Origin of the sequence: Haliscomenobacter sp., from assembly GCF_033763495.1 — a bacterium.
In the GTDB taxonomy this organism is placed as follows: Bacteria; Bacteroidota; Bacteroidia; order Chitinophagales; family Saprospiraceae; genus Haliscomenobacter.
In genome coordinates this window covers 1-14,674 of the sequence record NZ_JANRKL010000226.1, presented here as the reverse complement: position 1 = coordinate 14,674, position 14,674 = coordinate 1, and the positions used below count along the sequence as shown (strand labels likewise).

Here is a 14,674-nt window from a genome sequence, read left to right as displayed (position 1 = left end):
CATGGAAGTCAGGAAAATGATACTCGCATTGATTGCACTGTTGTCAGCAGTCATGCTACAGGCTCAAAATAGCTGGTTCGTTGAAGGTAAAATTTCTTCAGATGATTTGCAAGCAGTCTTTATGGCCAATGTTGTGGCAAAAAGCAGAACAGATTCATCAATCATATCATTTTCCTTTTCAAGCGAACAAGGGACCTATCGCATCGAAATTCCCAACGCTGTTGATTCCTGTTTCCTCCATGTAAGCGCATTGGGTTTTAAGGAAAAATGGGTTCCAATTGCTCAGGATCCCCTAAAAATGCCCAGGATTGCCCTGGATATGGTCTTAGCCATTGAAATATTAACCATGCAAGCGGTAGTCATCAAGGCCGAAGGGCCCGCAATAAGATTAAAAAACGATACCACTGAATTTCGGGCAGCGTCATTTTCAGATGGCAGTGAACGAAAAGTTGGTGAATTGTTGAAGAAACTCCCTGGAGTTTCCGTTGCTGAAGATGGCTCCGTGTTTGTGAACGGCAGGAAAGTAAATAAAATCCTGGTTGATGGCGATGACATTTGGAAAGGGCAGAGTGATTTGGTCACCAAACATTTACCCGCAAACATTGTGGATAAAATTCAATCAATTGAGCATTACCAAGACAACGGGGTTATGAAAGGGTTTGAAGATTCTGATGAAATTGCCCTCAACCTGACGGTCAAAGAAGCAGTCAAATTTAAAAACAACGTAGATTTGGAAGGAGCTTGGGGACTTAACAATCGGAAAGAAATCAATGCCCACGATTTTGCATTGCTCAAAAAATTAAAATTGGCAGCAATTGCAGGCATGAACAATACAGGAAAACTGTATCAGCTCAGCGAACAAAATTCCTTAAATTCAGCTTCTTCCAGCGACCCCGCAACACTTGCTGATTTTGGAGAGCCTGCGATCAATTTTGAAAAATTTCCGGTTTTTCAAATTGACCCTAGTCGATTCGCCCGTAATGCTTCAAAGCTTGGTGCCATTAGCCTTAATCGTTCTTTCAGTCGTTTCCTAAAGACTCAAGCTTATTTTGCCTTCAGTCAAGATGAGACTACGGCCTATGAGTTCAACGAGGCATCCTACTTTTTGGCCAAAGATACCTTATCGATCCAGGAACAATTGAGCAACCAGTACAAGCCCATGCGGTGGAGCAATCATTTCAATGCAACTTATGGTGGGAATGAAAATCTGAACATCGCCTACAATGCAAGTTATAGCACTACAAAAGAAGATGCCGAAAACCAGCTGAATTCTTCTCTTAATGGACGCTTCTCTGCTTTTTTCACCAACCATAACCGTCGCTTTTATCAAGACTTAAAGTCAACGGTAAAATTGTCGCCGAAACAAGTGCTTCAATTGGATTTCATTCATCAAATCGGGAGGACGCCGCAAACCTTGTTGGTAAAACATTTGGAAGGCCTCCAAAATGATTTTTTTGAATCTTCTCAACAAATCCAGGAAGCATTTGCTGACCTGCACCGAATTAATGTTTCTGGAAAGAGTTTGATCAAGGTGAACGATTTGCTAAAAATTAAAACTCAAATGGGTTACGTACACAGTGTGGAGCAATTCAATTCGCAATTGACCAGCTCCAAAACAATTGAAACGCCAATTGCAGCCGATGATTTTTTAAACCGCTTCTCCATCATTAAATCGAGTGCATTTTTATCCACTGGTTTTTCTGTCCAGTTAAAACGCCTCAAATTATTCAGTGATTTAAAAGTCCAGCACCAATCTTTAACCCCGGGAGATCGTAGCCAAACTATTTTCGCACCATCTACCTGGTTAAATGTGAATCCGGCGTTGGGTTTTGGGCTGGCACTTAAGGGGGTAAGCAAGGTGTATGGCACTTATTTTCAAGGCAATGCATTTGCATCACCAAACGAGCTGGCCAGCGGTTTCATCATGCAGGGCTACCGAAACTTTCAGCAATCTCGTTCTGAGAATCTGATGAATCTGACGCATACCTTTGTCCTTGGATATTTTGATTTTAATTTATTCAAACAGTCCTCTTTAAACTTCTCCATTTTTAGCAATGTATCAAACAACGCCTATAGTCGTTTTTTGCACATCACGGATGACTATTCGTTTTTGACAAGGGTCCAAAAAGGAAAACACAAAATATTTTCCTTGAATGCATCTAAGGACCAGCTTTTGTCAAGCTTGTCTACGAAAGTCAAATTCAGTGCAGCGCTTTCTATCTCCAGTTATCCAAGTGGAGTGAATGAGCAAAGTTCCGTTTCTGTTGCCAGAACGATTTCGGGGGCAATGACCGCGCAAAGTGCTTTTCCCGGCCCATTTAATGCCGATTTAGAGTTTAGAGCAGGGGCTAGTCGGGTTCAATCTGCGATTGCTACTACGAGTCGGCTCTATTCACAGATAGGGATCAATGGCAAATACAAATTTATCAATTGGATCAGAGGTGGGATCCATATGGATGCCTTTCAAAAGGACTTGCTGAATCCAGACTCAAAATGGTTGGTCTTTTTGGATGTTCAGGTAATGGCGTCACCTAAAAACAAACCTTACTTTTTCGAAATCAATGGCTACAATTTAACCGGACTAAAGTGGTTTGAAACGCTCTCGGTTGGTGATGCCTACAACTATTTCTCGGGATTGAGGCTGAACCCGGCTCTGGTCCTGTTCAAACTTGGTTATTCCTTTTAATTTTTTGATCAAAACATAATGGCTATGAAAACTTTATTTTTTTACGCACTCATGTCATTGAGTGGCTTGAATCCTCAGGGATATCAAACACAATTGCCCAAAGAACCAGTGCAAACAATAACATTGACCAGCCAATCTGGTTCAACAACATTGGTAATTCAGGAGCAGGCTAACGAAATGGTCCATTTCATCACCATTTCAGGTAGAGTAGATTTGGGCACCACCATCATTCCCGTATCCGTAACAGTGACCGCACCTTCAAGAGAACAAGCCGAAATCGAAGCTAGAAAAGCTATTCTGGTGATGAAAAATATCTTTGAACAGATTTAGGCACCAGGGCTCCATGCAAACCTAATTTTTCAATTTTTTAACCAAACTTTTTCGCTATGAAAACTTTAAGTATTCTGGTAGTTATGCTCAGCGTGGCATTTACCACATTTGCAGGCGTTCCCGAAGGGAAGCTTTTTCACTCAGAAGAATCTGCCTTGTTTCGAAAGAACTCCATTGAGCTTTCCAACTTTGCCATCAATCCAGTCCCAAAAGAATGTTCTGTGTCCATGAGTGCAACGATTATGCTTGGCACTGTAGAGTGTGTCATCACGGTGACTGCCACCGGGGCAACCTGCGCAGATGCCACTACCTCCGCGATCAGCCAATTGGGAGATGCCAAAAAGGCCATTCAAGAAGCTTTGCAATAAGGTTATTTCATCTGGCTAAATAGGGTTCACAGACCTATTTAGCCATTTCTTCACTACCCAACCCATTTTTATGAATAGGAAATTCCTCAGCACAATGGCGTTCATGTTCACGCTGGCCTTTGCATCATCTGCCAATAACCTGGACACTAAACTATCCACAAAAGAAGAGGTGGAGCTTAATGGCGTGACAAAAATCCAGATTTTGAGCACAGGATCCGCTGTACCCCAAACTTGTACAGTCACCCTTAGCTCTTGGATCAAGTTTGGAATGATGCAAATTTATTATACCGTTTCTGCAAGTGCCGAAACCTGCGCAGAAGCTGTAAAATCCGCAAACGACCAGATGAACGAGGCAAAAAGCTTCCTCAACTATACCATCATTGAGTAGCGGATTTTTTTGAACCCATAATAAGGCATTTTCAATCCCAAAAATTTGGGGTAGTCAACAACTTGCAAAAGTGGCTTGACTACCCCTTTAACTTTCCTTAGGTTTGAGACATTCAATCACATACAATCCATTTCGTATGAAAAAACTCATCCTTTCAATGTTTTTACTCCTTGGCTTGTACTCGGTAAGCATTGCCCAAAACAAGGCAAAATCTCCAGCCAACAAATTAAAAATCGAAGCCGATGGTCTATTCATTTCTACTACGGAAGAAGACCTGGAAAACATGCTGGAAGTAGCAGCCAAGCTCGATAAAATCCCCAATAACAAGGAATGTACAGTAGAATTGATTGGCACTGTAAACAAAAATGGTACTGAATACAAAGTATCCGCTAAGACACAAAAGCCAACTTGTACCGAGGCAGCCAAAGCAGCACAAGACGCAGTGGCCGAAGCAAAAGCGGCAATAGCTGCAAAAATAGAAGACTGATTCAACTATCGTTTATAGACGTAAGGCAAGTCTATTGATTGCACCGACGCCAGTTTTACAGGCATCTACCCCAACTGGCGTCGGCTTTACACTTTTTTATTTCTTATCTACTTCCACCACAACGCCCACAACTGCGCCACTATCCTTCACATCTGCCTCAAAAGCAATGGTATTCCCCGCTTTAAAGCTGGTGGTGCGCATACGCTTGTTGCCCAGCGCGGCTTTGAGCTGGTCAGCATAAGTACTGCCTGAAGCTCCATCGATTTCCTCGTTCAGGGCCTCATAATCCAATTCGGTTTTGCTGATCACGATAGCGATGTAATCCCGTTGGCCTTTGGCGTCTGGCACCATCGAATGGTCCTTGGGAAACAGGCGGGTGCCCACGATGCCGCAATAGGGATCATGTTTCTCGGTGTAAGGAAACAAAACATAACTGAAACCATCGGTTTCCTGGCCGAAGATGTACACGTAACAATCTACCGAATTGGCGATTAACGCTTTAAATTTCTGACCTTTGGTCAATGCCCCACTGGTGCGGAATACAATGTCGCTCACCTGTTTGACGGGGATTACAGCTTGCTTGTCATTGTCGTACAAACCAAACTCTACTGCCATTTTGCCCGGGTTCACATTTTTATCCTGTGCCGAGCCCATGGGGTACAAACCGTAAGCCTCTTTGGTAAAGTACTCAAAATCTTCGTAGCTCATCCAGAAGATGCCTTGGTCCCCCCAGTCTTCCCCCCAAGAGTTCATGATCTGAAATGCGCCGCCTTCAAAATCATCGTTGTAGCCAATGACACACATCGCATGGCCACCAAAACCGCCCATGTTGTAGTCGCGTTGGGTAGGTTGCCACACCTTACGGCCAATCATGTTGCTCATAAAGGTTCCGCCCACCATCATACCAATGACTACTGGAGCACCCTGAGCCAGGTTTTGTTTGATGGCTTCAATGTCAGGCGTTTGTTCATCTGCACTAACCGTAAGGCGGTTGTAACCTTTGATTCGGTATTTTTGGGCTTGGCGAATATCGGTTTGGTCGGGGTAATTTTCGCAAGTGGATTCATCGTAGCCAAAGGCCTGGAAAGGCATGGCGCCGTTTTGTGCCATGGACTTCATGGCTTCAATCATGTAGGCCCCCTGGCAGTCATCCAGGTGAATCTGGTTGTAGAGGTAGGCAGGACTAAAGACCACCTGATTGGGATTGCGCCCAGTTGCGCGAGCTTCCAGAATGCTGCGTGCCGCATACGCACTCGCCCACCCCACGCAGGAACCTTGGCCGCCCTGGTGCATCCGGCGGGGAGCAAAAGGCAATAAACTGACTTTGCTCGGCAGCCGATTCAGCTGACCATTTTGCCCATAGGATAGTGCTTCAAACACCTGGGCTTTATCAAAACGTTCGGGGCTAAGGGAGGCACCCAATGAAAACTGTACCGGAGCGTTTTCGTCCTCGTATTCTTCATATGCACTGGGATCACCTCCACCACCACTGAGCATTTCTTGACCTCCCAGAAAAAAGTACCAGACACCAGCCACCAGCAGGAGTGGAATCAGGAGTTTGGGGCGTTTGATCAAGAATAAAATGGCCAGAGGCAAAAGCTGAATCAACCAGCCCATCCCGCCACCACCACCTCGGTCGTTGTTGTTTTGATTCGGGTTCTGTCTTCCCCCACCTTTGGGGTCATCTTCTTCCATTCTGATTGGCATGGTTCAATGGTTTTTTGGTTAAAAAAGCACTTAAATTTCCATTCATAATTAATGGCTGAAATTAAAAAAAAAAAATCCCCTCGCCTGTAACCTTTTTGCAGGGATTTCGTAAAAGTACTTTAACGTCTATTTTGACAATTGTCTTTGCTTAAGAAACACTAAAACACACCATGAACACTAGCATTAAAAATCGCTTTTTTGCCCAAGGTGAAAAAGTAAGTAAGGCCATTGGTATTTTGGAACTACTATGTCAGCCAGAAACCTCAGCCATTTTGGATTGTTTGCGCGAATGGCCGGAAGCAGCCTGGGTAGATTTACTGATCCACACCCAATTGGACGCTGATTTTCTTCACAGTCACCTCAAGCAGATGCTGGAAGCAGGCTTGATTCAAAATCAAATGGATGGTTACAACGCTACATTTAGTGTCAGCCGGAATAAACTGAAAAAGGTTTCGGCATTGGTTCGATAAGTCTTTAACAAAATAGCCCCTATCCTTAGTGCAATTTTGAGGATAGGGGCCTGTTGTTATGCTACTTGAAGGTCAATCTTTGAAGTGGAATGGATTTTTTTTGCAGAAAATTTAATGGGTGTCGTTGTTCTCCAAATTGATGCCTCCATAAAAATTGGTTTGTTTGTCCAGTCTCGCCTTGACGATATAAGCCATTTGCCCTACGTGGTAAGAAAAATGCTCAACAACATGGATGAGGATGCTCAACCCTGTTTCGTCAAAACCTTGCACCAGGATGGGCCGCTCCAAATCCTCCGGCTTCAGGCGATCGAGCACTTCGTCAATTTCGCTCATTACCTCGCCTACTTTTTGAATCAGTTCTGCCCTGAGTATTGGCCCTCGCTCGTCAAACTCGGCCTGCCTGCGCCGCTGATCCAGCGCGCCACCCAAACCTGCAAGTATCCACTGTCGGGCATTGCCGCAAAGGTGCAAAACCAGGTTGCCGGCACTGTTGGAGTTTTCATTGGGGCGCCACCAGATGTCGGCTTCACTGAGTTCGTTTAAACAGCGCTCCAGGCGTACCTGGGATTCCTCAAAAAGGCGGCGTTTGATCTCGGTTCTGAATAATTGTAAAAAGGATTGATCAAGCATGAGGTGGCAATTTTTGTGCACTCAAAGGACAGTATTTTTATGGGCAAAGTTCCAAAGTTTGCTACAATGATCCAACTATTTCACAATTAAGACTGAGTTGGTGTTGCCATTTCCATCATCCTCTTTTTCAAAATTGTCGGGATCGAGTTCCCAATTCCCGTCCACTACAAATTTGTAGGTGTATTTACCAGGGGCCAGGTCGAGCCTGACAACCCATTCTTCATTTTCTCGATTTGCCAAGGTGTAGAAACTTTGCCAGTTGTTGAAGCTTCCGGCAATGGTCACCATTTTGGCCTTGGCAAAAGCCTTACTTCGCAACACAACCTTGCCAGAAGGAACTTCATTTAATTGCTTAAATAAATGACTGATTTGTGGATCTCCGGGATCAAGCTGGAGGTATTTTCCCAGAACTGGTCGGGCCTTGTCCCGTTCTCCCATTTGTAATAAAGAAAGACTGTAGGTTTTTAACAAACTCTTTGAATCCGGGTATTGTTTAATGCTCCATTCCAACAAGTCCTGGGCTTTATTGGCCTGATTTGCCCTCAACAAATCGCTGCTCAGGCCACGCAATTCATCGGCCGAAAAACCAATTTTCCCTCCCGACAAATAGGGTTCAACCGCAGAGATCACGTCCCGTTTCAGGATTTGAATGCCCAACTGAAATAGAGGTGTTTTGTAATCTGTATAGGCTAAAAATTCACTCATACTAGGCATGGGCACATCTACAACCAGCCGAGTAAGGGAAGCTGCAAAATTCAACCCGTTGCTTCCATTGCTGAAATAAACCAGGCCTTTTTTCTGGGTGCGCGAAACGAAAAAGAAACATTTGAAGTCTCCATTGTCTCCCCAATGCCAGAAGCCCTCATCATTTTCTCCAATTTGCAGGCCGAGTCCAAGCCCCCAGGCGATTGATTTTGAGGCTTGTAAAGTGTCTCTGAATTTTTGGCCAGTTCTAACCTGAGGAGCAAACAACTGTTTTACCGAAGCCGGTTTCAATCCTTTACCATTCAACAATGCGACCAAAAACTTTCCATAATCTGCTGCACTTGTTTGCAAACTATAGGCAGTGTTGGCCTGGTCAAATTTGCTAATGCCAGTAGGAAGCCCAAAGCGATTGTGCCGATAGCTGAAATTGTCCTCAAAAGTTTTTTGCCAGACAAAACTACTGCGCGACATCGCCAGTGGTTTGAACACTTTTTCCTGAGCCAAAACATCTGTTGATTGCTGGGTAAGGTGTTCAATTACTCTTTGAAGATAAACAAAACCTTCTCCAGAGTAGCTAAAGCGTTTTGGGGGGTCAAAAAGCAAGTTCAACTGGCCGTTTCGCCAGTTTGGAAAACCAGTGGTATGGCTTAGAACCATTCGTGCGGTGATCCGCTTGTATCTTTCGTCGTGTGCTGCATCAGGGTACGGGAAATACTCCCATAGTGGTTTATCCAGGTTGAACTTTCCTTCGTCTACCAGTTTCAAAACCACATAGGCGAATACTGGTTTACTCAGAGAGGCAGCTGAAAAAATGGTGTTTTCATCCACTTTGAACTGGGTATTGGCTTCGCGCAACCCAAAGCCCTGAGCATGTTGGACCCCTTTACTGTTGATTACCGCAAGTGCCACTCCTGGAACTAAAGCACTATCCAGCAATTGAGGCACCCGGCGCTGTAAGGTAGGTATATGCTGGGCAAACAAACTTTGCAGACTAAACAGTAGCAGTAAGCATAAAATTGTTCTCATGTTTTATGGTCTGATTTATGTTGTATCATAAAGAAGACTTTTATTTGAAAGCGTTGCATCGGGTCAAAACAAAAAAAGCTGCCTTGTTATGCATAAACAAGGCAGCTTTTTGAAGTCAAATTTGACAACAAATTAGGTATGCAGTGCTCCACAAACCGAAATGGTTTGCCCAGAAACATAAGTAGACAAATCTGAGCCAAGAAACACACAGAGGTCTGCCACCTCATTGGCTTTCCCAAAACGTTTGAGGGGTATATTAGCCAGGTAAGCATCTCTGGTTTTTTCATCCAAAGCTTCGGTCATATCCGTTTCGATAAAACCAGGCGCCACAGTATTGCAGCGGATAGCACGCGACCCCATTTCCTTGGCCAGTGACTTGCTAAAGCCAATAATCCCGGCTTTAGATGCGGCGTAGTTGGCCTGACCAGCATTGCCGGTAATCCCAACGATGGAACTCATGTTGATGATGGAGCCACCGCCAGCTTTCATCATGGGCCGCAGCGCGTGTTTGGAAAGGTTGAACACCGATTTGAGGTTGGTGGTGATCACCTTATCCCATTGTTCTTCGGTCATGCGGAGCATAAGGGTGTCCTGGGTAATCCCGGCATTGTTGACCAAAATGTCCAGTTTACCAAAATCAGCCACGACCGAATTGATCAGCGCTTCCGCTTCGGCAAAGTTGCCAGCATCAGAGGCATAAGCCTTGGCTTTTACACCGAGTGCCTCCAATTCGGCGGCAATGGCTTCCGCCTGAGCAGCTGAAGAACGATAAGTAAAGGCAACATGCGCGCCCTGTTCAGCAAATCTTTTGACGATGGCCGCCCCGATTCCACGGGAACCACCGGTTACGAGAGCGACTTTGTCCTGCAATAGTTTCATCAGGCCTTGGTTTTTTGTTTTGTGGGGATAAAGGTAAGTAACCGGGGCAAAGATCGGTTCATTTATTGAGTACAAAAAAATCGGGAGTGCGTTTTACACCCACTCCCGATTCCTTTTCTCCATCCTTGTGGAGTATCAAAGCTCCGTCGATTAGATGATCAACAAGAACAGTACCACCCAAATGGCCAAACCAATCCAGGCACCTTTAATGGTGTCTTTATCATTTTTAAAAGCCAGGTAAGCAATCAAAACTCCGATAAGCCCAAGCACAAAACCGAGCAATAAACCTAAAATGGTGCTACCATTGCTAGCTGGTTTATCCGGATGCTCTTCAGCTTTAGCAGCCTTGTTTTTCAGCATTTTGATGGCCAGCTTTTGCTTCCAGGTCAGATCGTGGCCAATTTTTGCCTCAATCTCCTTAACCGTCATGGTTTTTAGATCATCGATGCCCAGTTTGGTTTCAGCACCGACCGTTGCAGTGCCGCTTGCTGGTGCAGTGGAAACGGAAGCATAAGTAGTAGTTGCCAACAAAGTGCCAACACAAAGGAACAGAATGGTAAAAAGTTTCTTCATAACATATGTGTTTAGATGCGATGAATAAGATTGTTGACCAAATATAGCCGTTGGTTTTTTAGAAAACAAGTTTGACACTTAAATTGAAGCGTAGGTTTTGAATTGCAGAAATTATTGACAATTATTTTAATTTTTCCTGCAAATATTGGCCCGTATGGGATTTCTCAATTTGTACCAAGCCCTCTGGCACACCTTGATACACCAAATTGCCTCCGCCCTTGCCACCGTCTGGCCCCAAATCGATGACCCAATCTGCCGATTTAATCACCTCCAGGTTGTGCTCCACCACAATTACCGTATGCCCTTTTTCTACCAATGCATTGAGTGCATCCAACAACTTGCGGATGTCGTGAAAATGTAACCCTGTGGTGGGCTCATCGAAGATGAAAAGCACGTGCTGATTGGAATGTTCCTGGGTCAAAAAGGAGGCTAATTTAACCCTTTGTGCTTCACCCCCGGATAACGTACTGGAGGATTGGCCCATGTGTACGTACCCCAAACCCACGTCTTGCAGCGGTTTGATTTTGGAAATGATGTCTTTGTGCCCGGCAAAAAACTCCATGGCCTCGTCGATGCTCATTTCCAGGATTTCGTGGATGTTTTTGCCTTTGTATTCTACCTCCAGCACTTCGGGTTTGAAACGTTTGCCATGGCATACGTCGCATTCCAGGCGCACATCGGCCAGGAATTGCATTTCGATGATTTGTTCACCTTCCCCTTTACAGGCATCGCAACGGCCCCCATCGACATTGAATGAAAAATGTTTGGGTTTAAAGCCCCGGATTTTGGACAATTGTTGATTGGTAAACAGGTCTCGAATGGCGTCATACGCCTTGACGTAGGTTACAGGATTGGAGCGGGAAGATTTACCAATTGGGCTTTGGTTCACCATTTCCACCGCCTTTATTTTTTGGAATGGACCTTCGATGGCGGAATGCAAACCTGGAGCCTTGGGAGTCGCTTCGCCCAGTTCTTTTTTAAGGGCCGGGAAAAGAATTTGTTTCACCAAGGTGGTTTTTCCCGAACCCGATACCCCACTCACTGCGGTCATGACATGAAGCGGGAAGGCCACATCAATGTTGCGCAGGTTGTTTTCCCGGGCGCCTTTTACCCAAATGAAATCGCTGGTTTTGCGGCGAAAAGTTGGCACTGGGATCTCCATAGTGCCGTTCATATATAAGGTAGTCAGACTGGTAGCAGCTTCTGTGTATATGTCGGCATATGGCCCGGCAAAAACCACCTCCCCACCATGAATACCTGCAGCAGGACCAATGTCAATGAGGTAATCTGCATTTTTGATCAGGTCCTCTTCGTGTTCTACCACGATGACGGTATTACCAAGGTCGCGCAATGACCGGAGTACCTTGACCAAACGATCGGTATCGCGGGGGTGCAGGCCCACACTGGGCTCATCCAGGATGTACATCGAACTGGTGAGGTTGCTACCCAACAGACGGGTCAGGTTGATGCGCTGGGTTTCGCCTCCACTCAAGGTTGCGGAAACCCGATTGAGGTTGAGATAGCCCAACCCCAAGTCACACATAAACTGCAAGCGTGAGGTGATTTCCTGCAGCAAACGTTTGGCCACTTTTTGATCAAATTCGCTGAGATCCAGGTTTTGGAAAAAAGGCAACAGCTCATCCACCGGCTCATCGATCAAGTCCTGGATACCCCGGTCGGCTATTTTGATGTAACGCGCCTCTTTACGCAGGCGTGACCCCTCACAGGTTGGGCATTGGGTCCGCCCGCGATACCGTGCCAGCATGACACGGTTTTGCACTTTATAGGATTTCTCTTCCAATTCCTGAAAAAATGCGTGGATGCCCCCAAAACTGGCGGTGCCTTTCCAGAGCATGTTGCGTTGCTCCTTGGTCAAATCCTGATAAGGGGTGTGAACCGGGAAATTGTATTTGTGGGCATGTTCCAATACTTCCTCCAACCACAAGCCCAGCTTTTCCCCTTTCCAGCAGGCAATCGCCCCTTCATACACGGAAAGCGCCTTGTTGGGTACCACTTTATTTTCATCAATGCCCATCACCATACTAAAACCTTCACAACTAGGGCAGGCTCCAAAGGGGTTGTTAAAATTGAACAATTGAGGTGTGGGTTCTACAAAGGTCATCCCATCCAGCTCAAAACGGTTGTTGAAACCCTTCATCGCCTCGGTACCTACCACATCCACCCAACATTCACCTTCACTTTCGTAAAAGGCAGTTTGGATGGAGTCGGCAATACGGCGAATGTTGTCCTCCTCATTGCTGACCGCTAACCGGTCAATCAGGATGTATAGGGTGTCTTCCGGAATTTCCTCTATTTTAAGTTTCAGGATGTCCGCTTTGCTGTCTAGAAAGTCCTGGATGTCCATCAACTCTCCCTGATTGCGCAAACGAGTGTAGCCTTTTTGCAGCAACAGGCTCAATTCTCGCTCCAACAAACGGTCTTTGTATTTATAAGGTAGCGGAATGAACAATTGCACCCGGGTTCCTTCCGGAAAAGTATGGATGTAATCGTTGACGTCTGCTACCTCGTGTTTTTGGACTACCTGGCCAGAGATGGGAGAATAGGTTTTACCCAGACGGGCATACAAAAGGCGTAAATAGTCGTATAACTCAGTGAGTGTACCCACTGTGGAGCGGGCATTGCTGGTGCTAACCTTTTGCTCTATGGCAATGGCCGGGCAAAGGCCTTTGATGTAATCAATTTCAGGTTTTTTCATCCGCCCCAAAAACTGCCGGGCGTAAGAAGACAGGCTTTCTACATATCTACGTTGCCCTTCGGCGTACAAGGTATCCATTGTAATCGAGGATTTACCCGAGCCTGAGACTCCAGTAACCACAACCAACTGGTTCTTGGGAATATTTAAATCAATGTTTTTCAGGTTATTGCCCCGAGCGCCTTTGATGTAAATCCAATTGTCGGCGTCGGGCATAGGTAGGGTGCTTTCCGTGGTAGCCTGCTGTTTCATAAGGTAATGGCAGTTAGAATGCGCAAGATACAAAAAGTTGTACAACGCAGGAAGGTTTGTTAAAAACGCTCACAAAAAGTTTTACACAGCCCAAAATACTGTTTTCAGGCGCTAGGGGAAACCCTAAAAAACGGTTAATGTTTGGTTAATTTGAAAAAAAATCACCTAAACTGTTTTTTCATTAAATTATTGCGTTTATCTTTGACTCATTATCAATTTTTCTTCCAAAACATTATTGCTTCACTAAAACGCAGGCGCATATAAGCTGAAACTTCTACACTAAAAGTTTTTAACGGATTTGATCCCATTGCTTTAAACTATTTAGTTATGCAAGTTACACAGCTTAACGACCAGCAGCTAATCGCCTGCTACTTGGAAGGAAACGAAAGAGCGTTCGAAGAATTGCTCAACCGTCACCAACAAAAAATTTATACCTCTATTTATTTGTTTGTCAAGGAGCAAAGCCTTGCTGAAGACATTTTCCAGGAAGTGTTCATCAAGATTATCGACACCTTGCGCCGCGGCAAATACAATCACGAGGGTAAATTCCTTCAGTGGGCCATGCGTATCTCGTATAACATGTGTGTGGATTATTTCCGCCGCACGAAACGCCGTCCAAAAGTTTCACCAACCGATACTTTCGATATTTTCGACGTTCTTCAAACGCCGGATTTCAACTCTGAGCAGACCATCATCCGCAGCCAGACCCACGACAAAGTGCGCCATCTGGTAGACATGCTCCCACCCGAGCAACGCGAAGTGGTGATCTTGCGCCATTATGCCGACATGAGCTTTAAGGAAATCGCCAAACTGACCCGGGTAAGCATCAATACTGCCCTTGGCCGGATGCGCTACGCCTTGATCAACATTCGGAAAATGGTGGAAGAGAAAGAAGTGATTCTGCAGTAAACGGAAGTTTAGAAGTTGAGGAGTTTAGAAGTTGAGGGTCAGCTGCCATTCAAGTAAGTGGTAGCTGACCCTTTGTATTTTTAATGTACCCGCTGGTCTTAGTGGTCAATTTGCATCAATAGCTTATTTGTAGATCACAAAAATTTTATTCCCAACATTAAAGCGAACTAATTTTTCTCATGGCAACTTTAAATAGAAAAAGCTGCTATGAACACAACAATCCCTCGCCTTTGTTTCATGTTCATGTTGATTTGGCCAATGCTGCTTCAGGCCCAACTCTCGCGTGGCACTTTCTATTCCAGTGGTTATGGCATCAACAGTATCCCAGGCTTTGCTAATGGCTTAGCCGAGTTATCGATAGAAGTCGGTGACGACAATGACTTATTGGGCCTAGCCATTGCGCCTGAACTTGGCATTTTTGTTTCAGATCGATGGTTGTTCGGGAGCAGGCTCACGATAGGCTCTTTCGCTCTCGCTGGTACGACTGGTGTCGGCGGTTTTTCATTGTCACCTTTTGCACGGTATTATTTCAATCCGCAGGCACGCAACAC

13 protein-coding genes and 1 pseudogene are annotated in these 14,674 nt (G+C 45.2%); 8 read left to right on the top strand and 6 right to left on the bottom strand.

From position 1 onward, the window contains the following. The first annotated feature begins 1 nt into the window (after nucleotide 1). The 5 genes from SFV55_RS26575 to SFV55_RS26555 all read left to right on the top strand — a co-directional run bounded on the left by SFV55_RS26575 (nucleotide 2) and on the right by SFV55_RS26555 (nucleotide 4,259). Nucleotides 2-2,686 carry a hypothetical protein gene (locus SFV55_RS26575; RefSeq protein WP_320032618.1) on the top strand — a complete coding sequence of 895 codons (2,685 nt, stop codon included), beginning with the start codon at nucleotides 2-4 and terminating at the stop codon, nucleotides 2,684-2,686. 24 nt (nucleotides 2,687-2,710) lie between these two features. Continuing rightward, nucleotides 2,711-3,016, top strand: coding sequence for a hypothetical protein (locus SFV55_RS26570; RefSeq protein ID WP_320032617.1), 306 nt, complete (start codon nucleotides 2,711-2,713; stop codon nucleotides 3,014-3,016). Between the two features lie 56 nt (nucleotides 3,017-3,072). Next, the gene (locus SFV55_RS26565; RefSeq protein ID WP_320032616.1) at nucleotides 3,073-3,384 is read left to right on the top strand and encodes a hypothetical protein; all 312 of its coding nucleotides are present in this window, start codon (nucleotides 3,073-3,075) and stop codon (nucleotides 3,382-3,384) included. A gap of 70 nt (nucleotides 3,385-3,454) precedes the next feature. Further along, nucleotides 3,455-3,772: a hypothetical protein gene (locus SFV55_RS26560; RefSeq protein WP_320032615.1), complete on the top strand. Its 318-nt coding sequence runs from the start codon at nucleotides 3,455-3,457 to the stop codon at nucleotides 3,770-3,772. A gap of 136 nt (nucleotides 3,773-3,908) precedes the next feature. Further along, nucleotides 3,909-4,259, top strand: coding sequence for a hypothetical protein (locus SFV55_RS26555; protein ID WP_320032614.1), 351 nt, complete (start codon nucleotides 3,909-3,911; stop codon nucleotides 4,257-4,259). Nucleotides 4,260-4,355: 96 nt separating this feature from the next. Here SFV55_RS26555 and SFV55_RS26550 read toward each other — a convergent pair whose 3' ends face one another. Next, nucleotides 4,356-5,966: a C1 family peptidase gene (locus tag SFV55_RS26550; protein WP_320032613.1), complete on the bottom strand. Its 1,611-nt coding sequence runs from the start codon at nucleotides 5,964-5,966 to the stop codon at nucleotides 4,356-4,358. 170 nt (nucleotides 5,967-6,136) lie between these two features. Here SFV55_RS26550 and SFV55_RS26545 point away from each other — a divergent pair, with 170 nt between their 5' ends. Next, entirely contained in the window at nucleotides 6,137-6,436 is a 300-nt protein-coding gene (locus SFV55_RS26545) for a hypothetical protein (protein ID WP_320032612.1), read from the top strand. 111 nt (nucleotides 6,437-6,547) lie between these two features. Here SFV55_RS26545 and SFV55_RS26540 read toward each other — a convergent pair whose 3' ends face one another. The 5 genes from SFV55_RS26540 to uvrA form a co-directional block, all read right to left on the bottom strand. Next, nucleotides 6,548-7,066 carry a DinB family protein gene (locus SFV55_RS26540; RefSeq protein ID WP_320032611.1) on the bottom strand — a complete coding sequence of 173 codons (519 nt, stop codon included), beginning with the start codon at nucleotides 7,064-7,066 and terminating at the stop codon, nucleotides 6,548-6,550. A gap of 75 nt (nucleotides 7,067-7,141) precedes the next feature. Next, nucleotides 7,142-8,797, bottom strand: coding sequence for a serine hydrolase (locus SFV55_RS26535; RefSeq protein WP_320032610.1), 1,656 nt, complete (start codon nucleotides 8,795-8,797; stop codon nucleotides 7,142-7,144). 132 nt (nucleotides 8,798-8,929) lie between these two features. After that, the gene (fabG, locus tag SFV55_RS26530) at nucleotides 8,930-9,676 is read right to left on the bottom strand and encodes a 3-oxoacyl-[acyl-carrier-protein] reductase (protein ID WP_320032609.1); all 747 of its coding nucleotides are present in this window, start codon (nucleotides 9,674-9,676) and stop codon (nucleotides 8,930-8,932) included. A 150-nt stretch (nucleotides 9,677-9,826) separates the two neighbouring features. Beyond that, nucleotides 9,827-10,249, bottom strand: coding sequence for a hypothetical protein (locus tag SFV55_RS26525; RefSeq protein ID WP_320032608.1), 423 nt, complete (start codon nucleotides 10,247-10,249; stop codon nucleotides 9,827-9,829). Nucleotides 10,250-10,370: 121 nt separating this feature from the next. Further along, entirely contained in the window at nucleotides 10,371-13,214 is a 2,844-nt protein-coding gene (gene uvrA, locus SFV55_RS26520; protein WP_320032607.1) for an excinuclease ABC subunit UvrA, read from the bottom strand. Nucleotides 13,215-13,541: 327 nt separating this feature from the next. Between uvrA and SFV55_RS26515 the strand changes: the two genes are divergently transcribed. Together SFV55_RS26515 and SFV55_RS26510 are read left to right on the top strand one after the other, a co-directional pair. Then, nucleotides 13,542-14,123: an RNA polymerase sigma factor gene (locus tag SFV55_RS26515; protein ID WP_320029761.1), complete on the top strand. Its 582-nt coding sequence runs from the start codon at nucleotides 13,542-13,544 to the stop codon at nucleotides 14,121-14,123. Nucleotides 14,124-14,330: 207 nt separating this feature from the next. After that, nucleotides 14,331-14,674 (top strand): annotated as a pseudogene (locus tag SFV55_RS26510) (hypothetical protein); the annotation flags it as partial.